This window comes from Saccharopolyspora elongata (assembly GCF_004348985.1).
GTDB lineage: Bacteria > Actinomycetota > Actinomycetes > Mycobacteriales > Pseudonocardiaceae > Saccharopolyspora > Saccharopolyspora elongata.
This window is the reverse complement of record NZ_SMKW01000025.1, coordinates 82,944-97,624: the sequence shown is the minus strand read 5'-3', so window position 1 is coordinate 97,624 and position 14,681 is coordinate 82,944. Positions and strand designations below refer to the sequence as shown.

Annotated in this window: 15 protein-coding genes and 1 riboswitch; of the genes, 6 read left to right on the top strand and 9 right to left on the bottom strand. The window is 70.4% G+C overall.

All coding sequences use genetic code 11. The features are described from left to right. Positions 1-14: 14 nt before the first annotated feature. Positions 15-770, bottom strand: a complete 756-nt coding sequence (gene modA / locus E1288_RS19870) for a molybdate ABC transporter substrate-binding protein (protein ID WP_207954442.1) — start codon at positions 768-770, stop codon at positions 15-17. Next, a complete protein-coding gene (locus E1288_RS19865; protein ID WP_132487219.1) occupies positions 767-1,168 on the bottom strand; it encodes a TOBE domain-containing protein in 402 nt (133 codons plus the stop codon). Before E1288_RS19865 ends, modA begins: the two co-directional genes overlap by 4 nt. A gap of 184 nt (positions 1,169-1,352) precedes the next feature. Here E1288_RS19865 and moaA point away from each other — a divergent pair, with 184 nt between their 5' ends. The 3 genes from moaA to E1288_RS19850 all read left to right on the top strand — a co-directional run bounded on the left by moaA (position 1,353) and on the right by E1288_RS19850 (position 4,060). Then, positions 1,353-2,411 (top strand): GTP 3',8-cyclase MoaA, encoded by a 1,059-nt coding sequence (moaA, locus tag E1288_RS19860; RefSeq protein ID WP_235883674.1) that lies wholly within the window; start codon positions 1,353-1,355, stop codon positions 2,409-2,411. 4 nt (positions 2,412-2,415) lie between these two features. Beyond that, positions 2,416-2,709, top strand: coding sequence for a MoaD/ThiS family protein (locus E1288_RS19855; protein WP_132487217.1), 294 nt, complete (start codon positions 2,416-2,418; stop codon positions 2,707-2,709). A 566-nt stretch (positions 2,710-3,275) separates the two neighbouring features. Continuing rightward, a riboswitch (cyclic di-AMP (ydaO/yuaA leader) is annotated at positions 3,276-3,435 on the top strand. 1 nt (position 3,436) lies between these two features. Continuing rightward, the gene (locus E1288_RS19850; protein ID WP_132487215.1) at positions 3,437-4,060 is read left to right on the top strand and encodes a transglycosylase family protein; all 624 of its coding nucleotides are present in this window, start codon (positions 3,437-3,439) and stop codon (positions 4,058-4,060) included. A 389-nt stretch (positions 4,061-4,449) separates the two neighbouring features. Here the strand turns inward: E1288_RS19850 and E1288_RS19845 are convergent, their stop codons facing one another. Then, positions 4,450-5,280 (bottom strand): SDR family NAD(P)-dependent oxidoreductase, encoded by an 831-nt coding sequence (locus E1288_RS19845; RefSeq protein ID WP_235883673.1) that lies wholly within the window; start codon positions 5,278-5,280, stop codon positions 4,450-4,452. Positions 5,281-5,390: 110 nt separating this feature from the next. Between E1288_RS19845 and E1288_RS19840 the strand changes: the two genes are divergently transcribed. Then, the gene (locus E1288_RS19840) at positions 5,391-5,993 is read left to right on the top strand and encodes a TetR/AcrR family transcriptional regulator (protein ID WP_132487212.1); all 603 of its coding nucleotides are present in this window, start codon (positions 5,391-5,393) and stop codon (positions 5,991-5,993) included. A gap of 287 nt (positions 5,994-6,280) precedes the next feature. On the opposite strand, the gene E1288_RS19835 is transcribed toward E1288_RS19840, so the two are convergent. From E1288_RS19835 to E1288_RS19820, 4 genes are all read right to left on the bottom strand, one after another. Further along, positions 6,281-7,195 carry a molybdenum cofactor biosynthesis protein MoaE gene (locus E1288_RS19835; protein ID WP_132487210.1) on the bottom strand — a complete coding sequence of 305 codons (915 nt, stop codon included), beginning with the start codon at positions 7,193-7,195 and terminating at the stop codon, positions 6,281-6,283. Positions 7,196-7,348: 153 nt separating this feature from the next. Next, the gene (gene moaC, locus E1288_RS19830) at positions 7,349-7,822 is read right to left on the bottom strand and encodes a cyclic pyranopterin monophosphate synthase MoaC (RefSeq protein ID WP_132487208.1); all 474 of its coding nucleotides are present in this window, start codon (positions 7,820-7,822) and stop codon (positions 7,349-7,351) included. A 95-nt stretch (positions 7,823-7,917) separates the two neighbouring features. After that, positions 7,918-9,375 carry an NAD-dependent malic enzyme gene (locus E1288_RS19825; RefSeq protein WP_132487206.1) on the bottom strand — a complete coding sequence of 486 codons (1,458 nt, stop codon included), beginning with the start codon at positions 9,373-9,375 and terminating at the stop codon, positions 7,918-7,920. 294 nt (positions 9,376-9,669) lie between these two features. Continuing rightward, complete coding sequence (locus tag E1288_RS19820) at positions 9,670-9,873, bottom strand: hypothetical protein (protein ID WP_207954441.1); 204 nt, start codon at positions 9,871-9,873, stop codon at positions 9,670-9,672. 264 nt (positions 9,874-10,137) lie between these two features. On the opposite strand from E1288_RS19820, the gene E1288_RS19815 reads away from it, so the two are divergent. Both E1288_RS19815 and E1288_RS19810 read left to right on the top strand, forming a co-directional pair. Continuing rightward, complete coding sequence (locus E1288_RS19815) at positions 10,138-12,390, top strand: helicase-associated domain-containing protein (RefSeq protein ID WP_132487204.1); 2,253 nt, start codon at positions 10,138-10,140, stop codon at positions 12,388-12,390. Positions 12,391-12,524: 134 nt separating this feature from the next. Beyond that, a complete protein-coding gene (locus tag E1288_RS19810) occupies positions 12,525-12,956 on the top strand; it encodes a PPOX class F420-dependent oxidoreductase (protein ID WP_132487202.1) in 432 nt (143 codons plus the stop codon). A gap of 398 nt (positions 12,957-13,354) precedes the next feature. Here E1288_RS19810 and E1288_RS19805 read toward each other — a convergent pair whose 3' ends face one another. Then, entirely contained in the window at positions 13,355-13,951 is a 597-nt protein-coding gene (locus tag E1288_RS19805; RefSeq protein WP_132487201.1) for a GTP-binding protein, read from the bottom strand. Next, a complete protein-coding gene (locus E1288_RS19800; protein WP_132487199.1) occupies positions 13,932-14,675 on the bottom strand; it encodes a DUF742 domain-containing protein in 744 nt (247 codons plus the stop codon). The genes E1288_RS19805 and E1288_RS19800 overlap by 20 nt, the downstream gene beginning before the upstream one ends. Positions 14,676-14,681 lie beyond the last annotated feature (6 nt).

The window sequence follows — 14,681 nt, the reverse complement described above, 5'->3', positions numbered from 1 at the left end:
CGGTGGTCCACTGCTCACGGGGCGCCGAAGCCGTGCTTGCCGAGGACGTCGCGGCCGATCGGGCCGCGCGCGAACGCCATGAACTCCGCCGCCAGCTGCGCCTCCGGCGCGGCGGTGACCGTCGCGATCGGATAGGTGTTGATCGCCTGCTGCGACTCCGGGAAGTCCACCGCCTGCACCTCGTCCCCGGCCGCCTTCGCGTCGGTGACGTACACCAGCCCGGCGTCCGCCTCACCGGCAACGACCTTCTGCAGCACCGACTTCACGTCGCTCTCCTCGCTGGCGGGCTTCAGCTGCACGCCGGAGGCTTGCGCCACCTTCTGCGTGGCCGATCCGCACGGCACCTGCGGCGCGCAGACCACGACCGTCCGGCCGGGCGCCGCGAGGTCTGCGAGCGAGGCGATCCCGGCCGGATTGCCCGGCGGGACCACGATCGTCAGCTGGTTCGTCGCGAGGACCTCCGGCGTGCCGACCAGGTCCCGCACCTTGTCCATGTTCTTGGTGTCCGCCGAGGCGAACACGTCCGCGGCGCGGCCCTGCTTGATCTGCTCGGCGAGCGTCGACGAGCCCTGGTAGTCGAACTGCACCCGCACGCCGGGGTGCTGCTCGGTGAACCGGGTGCCGAGCTCGTCGAAGGACTCGGTGAGGGACGCGGCCGCGAGCACGGTCAGCGTGCGCTGCGGCTGGGCCTGCGGCCCGGCCTGACCGCACCCGGCCAGCACCACGAGCGCGACCAGCGCGCCGGCGATCATCTTGAGCTTCGACATCATCCTTCTCCCGGTGTTTCCACCACGACGTTGGTCGACTTGACCACGGCGACCGCCAGCGCCCCGGGCACCAGCCCGAGTTCGCGCACCGCCTCGGTGCTCATCAGCGAGACGATCCGGTGCGGGCCGCACTGGATCTCCACCTGCGACATGACCCGGTCCGAGATCACCTCGGTGACCAGCCCGACGAACCGGTTGCGCGCCGACCGGCCGATGCCGGACGGGTCCGGCGTCGAGCGGGCCTGGGCGCGGGCGAACTCTGCGAGCGCGGCGCCGTCCACGGTTCGCCGGCCGGCGGCGTCCCGCTCCGAAGGCAACTGCCCGCCATCGACCCACCGGCGCACCGTGTCGTCGCTGACGCCGAGCAGCCCGGCGGCCTCCGAAATCCGATAGTGCGGCACAGCCGCCAACATTACTTCCGCAGCTGCGTGGAAAACCAGCGAAATTGCCCGTAAACACGGATCTTGCAACGACTTTGTGCCTTCCTCCGACCACTCCGGACGCCGCAGCGGATCACTCGGCGATTCCGCACAAATTGGGGCCGCGCGATCGAAATCCCCGCCCGCGAAGCGCTAGGGTCGTGGGGTGACCGCGGTGGACCTGGGAATCCCGCTCGTGCGCCGCACGACCGACACGTCCGCACGTCCGGACACGACCCGGCTGGTGGACAGGTTCGGCCGCATCGCGACCGACTTGCGCGTTTCCCTCATCGACAAGTGCAACCTGCGCTGCACCTACTGCATGCCCGCCGAGGGCCTGCCCTGGCTGAAGCGCGCGGAACTCCTCGACACCGAGGAGATGAACCGGCTGATCCGCATCGCCGTGGAGGAGCTGGGCGTCACCACGGTGCGCTTCACCGGCGGCGAGCCGTTGCTGCGGCAGGACCTGGTGGACATCATCGCGGCGACCGCGGCGCTGCCGAGCCGCCCGACGACCTCGTTGACCACCAACGGCATCAACCTCGGCGGCTTCGCCGAACCGCTGGTGCGGGCCGGGCTGAACCGGGTCAACGTCTCGCTCGACACCCTCGACCGCGACGTGTTCAAGCAGCTCACCCGCCGCGACCGGCTGGACGACGTGCTGGCCGGGCTCGCCGCGGCGAAGGAGATGCGGCTGGAGCCGGTCAAGGTCAACGCGGTGCTGATGCGCGGGATCAACGACCACGAGGCCGGCGACCTGCTGCGCTTCTGCATCGAGCGCGGCTACCAGCTGCGCTTCATCGAGCAGATGCCGCTGGACGCCCAGCACGAGTGGGACCGCGGCCAGATGATCACCGCCGAGGAGATCTTGGAGCGCCTCGGCAGCGAGTTCGCCCTCACCCCGGACGTCGCCGAGCGTGGCTCCGCGCCCGCGGAGCGCTGGCTGGTCGACGGCGGTCCTGCGACGGTCGGCGTGATCGCCTCGGTGACCAGACCGTTCTGCGCGGCCTGCGACCGGACCCGGCTCACCGCGGACGGCCAGCTGCGCTCGTGCCTGTTCTCGACGACCGAGACGGACCTGCGCGGGCCGATGCGGGCCGGGGCCGAGGACGCCGAACTGATCCGGCTGTGGCAGGAGACGATGTGGGCGAAGGCCGCCGGGCACGGGATGGATTCGGGCGAGTTCGCCCAGCCGTCGCGGCCGATGAGCGCAATCGGGGGTTGACCGGATGACGGCTCTGCCGGAGCAGATCGGGACCGTGGCGGTGCGGGTGCGGTACTTCGCGGGCGCCCGCGCGGCCGCCGGGGTCCCGGAGGAAACGGTGCACGTCACGCGCCCGGACGGCGCCGTCGTGACCGCTGCGGACGTCATCGCCGCCGCGCTCGGCCGGCACGACGAGAAGCTGGCGAACGTGCTGCCCGCGTGCAGCTTCCTGCTCGACGGAGTCGCCGTCCGGGATCGCGGCATCGCGGTTCCCGACGCCGCCACCCTCGACGTCCTCCCGCCGTTCGCGGGCGGCTGAACCGCCTCTTCAGCGGCCTCTCGAGCGACACTGCATTACTGCGCGCGCGGGCGTGCGCGCGCACGCGAATACAACATGCGTCGGCGTGTCGTACACGCTCGACCAGGTGACATTTCGGTCTCGCTTCCGAGCATGTCGATCTTGACTTACGCACCGTGTCCTTCGGCAGCCTTAACAGCCCCTGATCTAGCGACACAGATCACTACCGTGCGCATTGACGCGAATCCTCTTCGCGACCACCACGGTGGAGTCATGGCACGCCTGAGCGAGAGCCCGTACGGGCTGCCGGAGCGGCGAACCGCTGCGACGAGGGTGCCCCGGAGGGAGCAACGAGGTGACCCACAACTCACTTACGGTGATCGATATCGGCCTGGAAACGACTTGATAACGACGCTCTGATCAGCACAAATACCCCGGATCGAAGCATTGCCCCCAGTTGTTACGTGACCAGCGTCACATGAACTCAGGTTTCCGATCTCCTCGATGGTTACGTAGTGTCGCTCCTCGGTCGGCCCCGAACCGATCAGCAAGGAGCGGAAGCTCGCAGCGCCGAACCCTGTCCGGCGGGCTTCCAGACCCCGAAACGAAAAAACCGGACAGGGGCGGGGGACCCAACACCCGGGCTCCCCGAAGCCCTAGGGGTGAAGCCGGCTCCCCCGAGCCGGCCGGGCTGCCTCTCAGCCCGAACCCGACAGCTGACCTCGCAGGCGCGGCAGGAGAGAGGAACATGGCTCGCTACCAAGGCAAGCACCGCAAGCCTTCCAATACCGGCCGCACCCTGGCCCGCGTCGCCGTCGCCGGCGCGGTGGTCGCCACCCCGATCGCGATCGCCGCCCCCGCCAACGCGGCGCCGAACTGGGACAAGCTCGCCCAGTGCGAGAGCAGCGGCAACTGGAGCATCAACAGCGGCAACGGCTACTACGGCGGACTCCAGTTCAGCGCATCCACCTGGGCGGCCTACGGCGGCACCCAGTACGCCAGCAGCGCGCACCAGGCGACCCGCGAGCAGCAGATCGCCGTCGCCGAGAAGGTCCTCGCCTCGCAGGGCGCCAACGCGTGGCCGGGCTGCACCTCCAAGCTGAACTGGACCAGCGGCGGCACCAAGGTCACCGCCAAGGTCACGACCAAGACCACCACGCCGAAGAAGACCACCGAGACCAAGGTCAAGACCCAGACGCCGAAGCCGACGGTGAAGACCAACGGCGCGGACTACACGGTCCAGCTCGGCGACACGCTGAGCAAGATCGGCGAGCAGTTCGGCGTGACCTACCAGGACATCGCGCAGCGCAACTCGAGCATCATCAACGACCCGAACCTGATCTTCCCGGGCCAGCAGCTCGACATCAAGTGATCTGGTCGGCCGGCTGAGCCGGCCGGCGAGGAGTACGTGTCGTACCCCCCGACACGGCACGTGCTCCCACCTCTCGGAACCCCCACCGCACCCCCCAGCGGCGGGGGTTCCGTCTTTTTCTTGTTTTCCCGGCTCGTTCTGCGTAGCGGTGCGGGTGGCGGAACCTCAGAGGCCTTCTCGACTCCGGGATCCCCAGCACACGTATAAACCAATACGTCGTGGCGGGGCTGTCCTCGCGAGAAGGCCTCTGAGAACCCGCGGCGGTGCGAGTTGCGTAGGTGGGCTAAGCGGCTGCGCCGCTTAAGAACCCGCCCTGCCGCACTCCGGCGCATTCGAACGACCTCTGCATCAGCTCAAGGCACTCTCCATTCCTGTCGGGGTGCCCCCGCTTACTCGGCCTGGCGGCTGAGGTGTTCCCACTTGGCCAGCTCCGCCGTCATGGCCTTGGTCATCCCGTCGACCATGTCGTAGGCCGCCGAGCCCAGGATCAGGCGCTTCGGCGGTTCCTCCATGGCCACCACCTGGAGCACCACCTCGGCCGCCTTCGCCGGGTCGAAGTCCTCCGACTCCGCCCACAGCCCGGCCAGCCATTCGCGCAACGGCGCGTAGGCCTCGTGCTCGGTCGTCTGCGTCAGGCCGCGGGTGAACAGGTCGGTCTGGTAGCCGCCCGGCTGCAGGATCGTCACCTTGATCCCGAACCGCTCGACCTCCATCTGCAGCGCCTCGCTCATCGAGTCCAGCGCCGCCTTTCCCGCGCCGTACATGCCCGTCGCCGCGAAGCCACCGGCCGAGCCCATCGAGGACACCTGCAGGATGCGGCCCGAGCCCTGCGCCCGCAGGTGCGGGAGGACGGCCTGGCTCACCCACAACGCGCCGAAGAAGTTGGTGTCCAGGTGGGCCCTCGCCAGTTCCTCGGTGACCTCCTCGAGCATGCCGAGCACGACGCCGCCGGCGTTGTTCACGACGACGTCCAGGCGGCCGAAGGCCGCGATCGCCCGCTCGACGCCCGCGAAGACGGCCCCGCGGTCCGAGACGTCGAGCGGGAACGCGACCAGGCAGCCGCCAGAGGCGGCGACGAGCGCCTCCAGCGGCGTGATGTCACGGGCGACGCCGACCACCTGATCGCCCGCCGCCAGCGCGGCTTCGGTGAACGCCCGCCCGAGACCGCGGGAGGCGCCGGTGATGAACCAGGTGCGGGGTCCGGTGGATGCGTGTTGCACGGGCTCTCCTCGTAGTTCAGAGACGATACGGTCCGTCTCGTTGTCATCAGCATGCACTGCCTCCGGACGGCTGTCAAGACGGACCGTCTCGTCGCGCGTATTGTGTGGGCATGGCATCCCGGAAGACACCGGACGCGACCCGCCGCAGCGAGCGGTCCCGGGTGGCGATCCTGACCGCGGCCCGCGAACTCATCGCCGAGGTCGGCTACGCCAAGCTGTCCATCGAGGCCATCGCCGCCCGCGCCGGAGTCGGCAAGCAGACGATCTACCGCTGGTGGTCGTCGAAGGGCGCGGTCGTCTTCGATTCCCTGCTGGCGCTCAGCGAAGGCGCGGACGGCGAGGGCATCGCGCTGCCGGACACCGGCGATATCGAGGCGGATCTCAAGACCGTGCTGCGCGCGACGGTGGCCGAGTTCGCCGACCCCGAGTTCGAGGCGCCGATCCGGGCGCTCAACACCGAGATCATCAACGATGCCGAGCTGGCCGCGATCTACCGCGAGAAGATGGCGGCACCGGTGGAGGAGGCGAAGAAGGAGCGCCTGCGCAGCGCCCAGCGCGCGGGCCAGCTCGCGGCCGACGCGGACCTGGACCTGTTCCTGGAGGTGCTGTACGCCCCGCTGGCCCAGCGCTGGCTGCTGCGCTCCGGCCCGCTCGACGACGCCTTCGCCGACGCCCTGGTCGACGCGGCGCTCCGCGCCTTCCGCCCCGAGTGACGGGAGGGTTCCCAATTTTAGGCAAAATCGGGAGGCTCACCGGGCCGGAACAGCGCTTCCAAGAGTCGGCCATCGTACGAGTTCTTCGTCTTTGAAGCGGCGCAGCCGCTTAGCCCACCCTCGCAACTCGCACCGCCGCGGGTTCTCAGGGGTCTTCTCGCGAGGACAGCCCCGACGTGGTGAATTGGTCATTCATGAGTCGGGGATCCCACAGCGAGAAGGCCGCAGCAACTCCCGCAGGGGGGGCCGCTACTTGCACCGCCACGTAAGACGAGCCCGGAATGTAATCAAGGGCAGTTGACCCATTCTTCGGTGTTGTCCTCGAAGACCTGGCGCTTCCAGATCGGCAGCCGCCGCTTCACCTCGTCGACCAGCTCCGAGCAGGCGCTGAACGCCTGCTTGCGGTGCTCCGCCGCCACCGCGCAGCCGAGCGCCACGTCGCCGATCTTGAGCAGGCCGATCCGGTGCGACACCGCGATGGCACGCACGCCCTCGAAGCGCGCCGCGATGTCCTGCGCCACCTCGGCGATCACGTCGGACGCGCTGGGATGCCCGACGTACTCCAGCTCGCGGACACCGCGTCCGCCGTCGTGGTCGCGGACCACTCCCCCGAAGGTCACCACGGCGCCCGCCGCCCGGTGCTCCACCGACCTGGCCAGGTCGTCGACGTCGATCACCTGCTCCGTCACGTCGGCCCGCAGGACGTCCGCCACCGCGCGGTTCGGCGCCGCGTGGTCGCCGCCGTGCAGCTGGTCGACGGCGTGGTCCAGGACCCCGTCCAGCACGCCGAGCCCGTCCTTGACGCCGCCGCGCGAGCCCGGCAGGTTCACGATCAGCGTCCGGCCGCTAACGCCGGCCAGCCCGCGGGAGAGCACCGCCGTCGGGACCTCCGGCAGGCCGGCCGAGCGGATCGCCTCGGCCAGTCCCGGAATCGGGTAGTCCAGGACCGCCGCCGTGACCTCGGGTGTGCGGTCGGTCGGGCTGATCCCGGTGCCGCCGGTGGTGATCACGACGTCCGCGCCGTCGGCGACCGCGCGGCGCAGCTCCTCGCCCACCGGGTCGCCGTCCGGCACCACGACGGGGTCCGGCACCTCGTAGCCGCGCCCGCGCAGCCACTCGACGATCACCGGGCCGATGCGGTCGGGGTAGACGCCGGCCGAGGCGCGGTTGGACGCGGCGATCACTCGCGCTGTCCTCGTCATGGAGACCTCCTGTGTGTTGGCGCCGGAGTCCGCTCGGCCGCCGCAGGGCCATCTTCCGCGACCGACCGACATGGCCTCAAGCGCGCCCGCTCCGTGGCACCGCACCGACTCCCCGTCCGCAGTTTTAATTGAAATTGCGGAACTGCGGGGTGGTCAGCGGGTCCAGATGCCGGTTTTGCCGCCCTCTTTGCGTTCTACCCGGACCTCGTCGAGGACCGCGGCCGGGTCCACCGCCTTGATCATGTCGTGCAGGGTGAGTCCGGCGCCCGCCACCGCGGTCAGCGCCTCCATCTCGACGCCGGTGCGGTCGGTCGTCTTCACCGTGGCGATGATCCGCACCTCCGACTCGCCGAGCTCCAGCTCGACCTTGGCGCCCGAGATCGCGATCGGGTGGCACAGCGGGATGAGGTCCGGGGTCCGCTTCGCGGCCATGATCCCGGCGATCCGCGCGGTGGCGATCGCGTCGCCCTTCGGCAGCCCGTCGCGGCGCAGCAGGGCGATCACCTCGGCCGTCGTGCGCACCACGCCGCTGGCGACCGCGATGCGGGCGGTGGGCTGCTTGCCGGAGACGTCGACCATGCGAGCGGCGCCCGCCTCGTCGACATGCGTGAGCTCGTCCTGCGCCATGCCCCGAGCCTAGTCCGTCGGGCCCGCCGCCCTCCTCAGCCTGAGAACACGAGTGCGGGGCGCCCCCGGCAGAGGACGCCCCGCACCTCGGTGGATCAGTAGTCGACGTCGTCGGCCATGGACCACGGCAGGGAGGTTCCGCCGCCGTTCGGCTCCGGGTCGCCGTCCTTCGACGCGATCGCCGCCTTCTTCACGGCTTCCGCGACCGCCGGGGCCACCGCCGAGTCGAACACGCTCGGCACGATGAACGAGGCGTTGATCCGCTCCCCGTCCACGACGTCGGCGATCGCGTTCGACGCCGCGATCATCATCTCGTCGGTGATCTTGTGCGCGTGCGCGTCCAGCAGGCCGCGGAACACGCCGGGGAACGCCAGCACGTTGTTGATCTGGTTCGGGTAATCGCTGCGGCCGGTCGCCACGATGGTGGCGTGCTTCTGCGCCTCCAGCGGGTCGATCTCCGGGTCCGGGTTGGCCAGCGCGAACACGATCGCGTCGGTGTTCATGGTCGCCACGTCGTCCGCGGCGAGCAGGTTCGGCGCGGACACGCCGATGAACACGTCCGCCCCGCGCACCGCGTCGGAGAGCGTGCCGGTGCGGCCGTCCTTGTTGGTGCCCGCGGCGATGGACTGCAGGTTCGGGTCGGTGTCGCCGCGCCCGGTGTGGACGATGCCGTCGATGTCGACGGCGATGATGTCGGCCGGTTTCTTGTGCTGCAGCAGGCGGATGATCGCCGAACCGGCGGCGCCGACGCCGCACACCACGATGCGGCAGTCGGTGATGTCCTTGTTCACCACGCGCAGCGCGTTGCGCAGCGCGCCCAGCACCACGATCGCGGTGCCGTGCTGGTCGTCGTGGAAGACCGGGATGTTCAGCTTCTCCCGCAGCCGGGCCTCGATCTCGAAGCAGCGCGGCGCGGCGATGTCCTCGAGGTTGATGCCGCCGTAGACCGGGGCGATCAGCTCGACGGCGCGGATGATCTCCTCGGTGTCCTGGGTGTCCAGGCAGACCGGCCAGGCGTTGACGCCGGCGAACTTCTTGAACAGCGCGGCCTTGCCCTCCATCACCGGCAGCGCGGCCGCGGGGCCGATGTTGCCCAGGCCGAGCACGGCGGAACCGTCGGTGACCACCGCGACGGCGTTGCGCTTGATGGTCAGGCGGCGCGCGTCCTCCGGGTTGTCCGCGATCGCGGTGCAGACCCGGGCGACGCCGGGCGTGTACGCGCGGGAGAGATCGTCGCGGTTGTTGAGCGCGACCCGCGAGTTGACCTCGATCTTGCCGCCGAGGTGCACCAGGAAGGTCCGGTCGGAGATCTTGCGGACCCGGACGCCGGGCAGCGTTCCGAGGACCTCGGCGAGGTCGTTGGCGTGGTCGGCCGACAGCGCGTTGCAGGTGATGTCGACGACGATGCGGTCGGCGTGCGACTCCACGACGTCGAACGCCGTGATGACGCCGCCGGCGCGACCGATCGCGCTGGTCAGGTCACCCGCCGCGGTCGTCGAAGGCGGGGCCTCGACGCGAACGGTGATCGAATAACCCGGACCTGGAACCGGCATGGCACACCCCTGTCGAGCTGATCGGCTATGGACTTGACGGGTGCCGTCCCCGGGGCGGCCCTGGGGGCCGTCGCAGCAGATCGCTCATCCGGGGTGCAAGCCCTGCGGGCCTGCTAAGCGACCGGAACTTCACCCAGCACGAAAAAGCCTAAAACTTTCCCGAGTGTGAGCGACGTCCGGTCCCATTACCGGCCGGTTCCCCTTGACAAAACCCGCCCCGAAGCGGCACTGCCGCGACGGAGCGGGTCTACGGGCGATCGCCGATCCGCGCTGGGGCGGATGCCGACAGGAGGGTCACCTGTTGATGCGCGTGACCGGGTGGACGTAGGGAACGGCGTCCTGGCGGAGCGGGAAGGTGGTGTCGCCGTACGGCGACATCGCGCCCTGGATGTCGGCCAGGAACTCGCTCACCGGGTGTTCGCCGTCGGCGACCTTCGGCCAAGACGGGTCAATGCGGTCCTTTTTGGTCTTGCCGGCCACGTCGTTCCTCCTGGGCATTCCGGCTACGGTGCACTTCCAGTTTGCCGGATCGGGCCCCGAACCTCACCCAAGGGTGCGCAGCGCAACGTTCTGACGGTGACGTGGGCGTTCTGCGCGGCGGAGGTGGATTAAGCGGCTTCGCCGCTTGCGAGGGCTTGGACAGTGCGCCCCACTGCATCGCGGTGCGGGTCGCATGGCCGGTGCGATGCATGTCTCACCGGGGCGGCCGCCCGGCATTCGAGACGGTCCGCCGGCGCTGCCCGGCTGGGTATCGTGGAGCCGATGTCATCACTGGCGGATTGGCTGCGGGAGCGCAGCGACGAACAGCTGGTCGCGCTGCTTCGCGCTCGGCCCGACCTCGCGACCCCGCCGCCGGCCGACACCTCGGTGCTGGCGACGCGGCTCGGCGTGCGCTCGTCGGTCGCGCGGGCCTGCGAGGACCTCGACTCCTTCGCCCTCGCCACCCTCGAAGCGCTGGTGCTGCTCGACGCCGACGACTCGCCGGTGTCACTGGACGCCGTCGCCGCGATGCTCGGCCCGGACGTCACGGTCGAGCGCGCCCGCCGGTCGGTCGCGCAGCTGCGCGACCTCGCATTGGCCTGGGGCGAGGACGCCGAGCTCGCCGTGCCCTCGGCCGCGCGGGAGGCGCTGCCGACCTTCCCCGCCGGGCTCGGGCGCCCGGCCGAAGACCTCACCGAGGCCGCGGCGGGAGCCGCGCTGGCCGGGCTCGACGAGGAAGAGCGGCGGCTGGTCGAGAAGCTCGCCGGCGGGGCGCCGATCGGGCGCACCAAGGACGCGGCCAAAAAGGTCCCGCTGGAGCAGGCGACCAACCCGGTGCAACGGCTGCTCGCCAAGGGCCTGTTGCTGCGGCGCGACGCGGAGACCGTCGAGCTGCCGCGCCAGCTCGCGCTCGCCGTGCGCGGCGACCGGCCGATGGGCGCGGTCGAACCCGACGAGCCGATCCCGGACCTGGCGGGCACCGATCAATCCACTGTGGACAACACGAGCGGCGGCGCGGCGCTGGAACTGCTGCGGCACGTCGAAGGGCTGCTGAACGCCTGGGGCGAGGAGCCGCCCGACGTGCTGCGCTCCGGCGGGGTCGGGGTGCGCGACCTGCGCCGCACCGCCAAGGCCATCGAGATCGACGAGAACCTGCTCGGCCTGCTCGTGGAGGTCGCGGTCGCGGCGAACCTCATCGCCAACAGCGAGGGCGCGGAACCGCAGTGGGTGCCGACCATCCAGTCCGACACCTGGCTGGCCTCGCCGCCCGAGCAGCGCTGGGCCGCGCTGGCCCAGGCCTGGCTGGACCTGCCGCGCCTGCCGGGCCTGGTCGGCGCCCGCGACGAGAAGGACCGGCTGCTCAACCCGCTGTCGGAAGACCTGCGCCGGCCGCTCGCGCCGAAGGACCGCCGCCGCATCCTCGACTACCTCGACGAACTGCCCGGCGGGTACGGCGCCCGGCCGGACGACGTCGCCGCCGTGCTCGGCTGGCGCGCGCCGCGCCGCGGCGGCCGGCTGCGCGACGACCTGGTCCGCTGGACGCTCGCCGAAGCGACCGCCCTCGGCGTCGTGGCGCTGCACGCGCTGACCACCGCCGGACGCGTCCTGCTCGCCGACGGCGCCACCGAGGCCGCCCGCCAGCTCGCCAGCGCGCTGCCCGAACCGCTCGACCACGTGCTGGTGCAGGCCGACCTCACCATCGTCGCGCCGGGCCGACTCGAACCCGACCTCGCCATCGAGATGAAGCTCGTCGCGGACGTCGAATCCGCTGGCAGCGCAACGGTTTACCGCGTCGGCGACGGCAGCATCCGGCGCGCGCTCGACGCCGGCTACACCGCCGACGACCTGCACGCGCTGTTCCGGACCCGCTCGCGCACGCCGATCCCGCAGTCGCTGACCTACCTCATCGACGACGTCGCGCGCCGGCACGGCCGGCTCCGCGCGGGCACCGCCGCGGCCTTCCTGCGCTGCGACGATCCGCTGCTGCTGGCCGAAATCATGGCCAAGCCCGGGTCCGAAGAACTCGAACTCCGCCGCATCGCGCCCACCGTGCTGGTGAGCCCGCTGCCGCTGGCCGACGTGGTCGCCGTGCTGCGCGCGGCCGGGTTCTCGCCGGTCGCCGAAGGCCCGGACGGCAACGTGCTCGACCTCCGGGAGAGCGGGCGGCGCGTGCGCGGCAAGAGCCGCCCGGCTCCGCCGGTGGCGATCGCCGCGCCGAGCGGGGAGCAGCTCGGCGAGCTCGTGGCGCAGCTGCGAGCCGGCGACCGGGCCGGGACGGCGCGGCGCGGCAGCGCCGTGAGCCCCGAGCGTGGGCGGCCGAGCGCCGAGGCGACGCTGCAGCTGCTGCGCGACGCGGCGCGTCAGCAGCGGAGCGTGTGGCTGGGGTTCGTCGACACGCACGGAGTGCGGAGCCAGCGCGTGGTGCGGCCGGTGAGCGTCGGCGGCGGGATCCTGCAGGGCGTCGACACCAGCAGCGACGAGGTGGGCAACTTCCCGCTGCACCGGATCATGTCCGTCGCGCTCGTCGAGGACTGATCGCGGCCTTCCCCTTGACCTTCACATCGATGTGAAGGTCGATGATCGTGCCATCCGTTCGAAGCCGAGTCCCTGCGCGGGGACGGTTGCGCGGCGATGATCGAGCGGTTCCGCAAGCCTTCGGAGGTTCGACCATGACCAGCACACCGTTCGACCCGCGCGCGCTGCTCGCGGAGAGCCGGCTCGGCGTCCTCGCGACGATCAAGTCGGACGGCCGCCCGCAGCTCTCCCCCGTCATGCCCTTCTACGACGAGGAATCCGGGGCCATCCACATCTCGACGCGGGAGGGGCTGGCCAAGACGGCGAACCTGCGCCGGGATCCGCGCGCCGCGCTGGAGGTCACCGGCCCCGACGGCATGACGTGGGCCACCGCCGAGGGCACCGTGACGCTCACCCGGCCGGGAACCGATCCGCACGGCCCCGAGGTCGAGGCGCTGGTGGACTACTACCGCAAGGCCGCCGGGGAGCACCCGGACTGGGACGAGTACCGGTCGGTGATGGTGTCCGATCGCCGGGTGCTCATCACGATCGCGGTCGAGCGCGTGTACGGCGCCGACATCCGCTGACGGAGCACCGAAAACCCAGCAGGTCAGGACTCGCGAGGACTCGTTCCGCGCACTGGTGCGCCCCCGCTGGCTGACGTGAAGTGAACGGCCTGTTCGCCTCGATAGGAGAGGTGAACGGCCTGTTCACCTCATCCGCCCGAGGCCGGTGGACACCGTTGGAGTTGAGGCGAACGGCCTGTTCGCCTCGATAGGAGAGGTGAACGGCCTGTTCACCTCATCCGCCCGAGGCCGGTGGACACCGTTGGAGTTGAGGCGAACGGCCCGTTCGTCTCGATAGGCGAGGCGAACAGGCCGTTGACTCCACCATCCTGAAGGCACCGCCGCCCTACGGCGGCCCCAATTGACGACATCCCGAACAGCCTCTGCCGCGATCCGAAACGCTCACGCGCGCTGTGAGATCAGTGGGCCGTGGCCATGCGCTGGCGCATGGCGTGCTCCACCAGGGTGATCAGGGCGTTCTTGGTGGATTCGCGGTTCCGGGCGTCGCAGGTGATCATCGGGACCGAGGCGTCGATCGTCAGCGCCTCCCGGATGTCCTCCTGGCGGTGGTGCAGCACGCCGTCGAAGGTGTTCACCGCGATGATGTAGGGCAGACCGCGGTCGTCGAAGAAGTCGATCGAGGCGAACGCGTCGGCCAGTCGCCGCGTGTCCACCAGCACCACCGCACCGATCGCGCCGCGCACCAGGTCGTCCCACATGAACCAGAACCGGTGCTGGCCGGGCGTGCCGAACAGGTACAGGATCAGGTCCGAATCCAGCGAGACCCGGCCGAAGTCCATCGCCACCGTGGTCGTGACCTTGCCCGGCGTGGCGCTGAGGTCGTCGACCCCGACGCTCGCCTCGGTCATGACCGCCTCGGTGGTCAACGGCACGATCTCGGACACCGAGCCGACGAAAGTCGTCTTCCCGACCCCGAAACCACCGGCGACCACGATCTTCGTCGAGGTCTTCTGGCCGGCCGCATTCGATCGGGGATCAGAGCCTGCGAAGCCCACTGAGCACCCTTTCCAAGAACTCCATGGACGGCCGATCACCAACGACCATGCCACTGTCATGAATCAGAACCAGGCCGGTATCGGCCATGTCGCCGATCAGCACCCGAACCACGCCCAACGGCAGGCGCAGGTGCGCGGCCACCTCGGCCACCGAGCGAGCCTCCATGCACAGCTCGGAGATCGAGCGGTGCTCGGCCCTGGTCTGGGTCGCCTGCGTGCGACCTCGTTCGCTGGTGGTCACCAGCGTCTCGATAGCAAGATCATAATCGGTGCGGGTGCGCCCACGCGTGCGGGCGTACGGCCGCACCAACGACCCGCCGTCGAAGCCGTCGGACTCCTGCGGATCGATGGCCGGGATCGCCGGCATCGACCCCGAGATCGACGGCATGGACTGCGAAATCGCCGACATCGGCTGGGAAATCGACGGCATCGACTGGGAGATCGGCGACATCGACTGCGAGATCGACGGCATCGACACCGATGGCGGCCCGCTGTCGGCCGGCCTGGGGGGACCGGCGACCTCGGGAACCGAGTTGTAGCTGGAGCCGAACAGGTCCGCGCCCGGGCCGCCGAACAGCGCCCGGTCGTACCCGCCGATCGACTCGCCGCCTTGGCCGGCGGCGCCGTCGTCGACGAAGTCGTCCTGCCAGGACTCGGCGCTCAGCCGCTTGTTGTAGAGGCGGAACAGGTCACCGTCCCAGCTGGGCTCGGAACCGGTGTTCATGGCGAG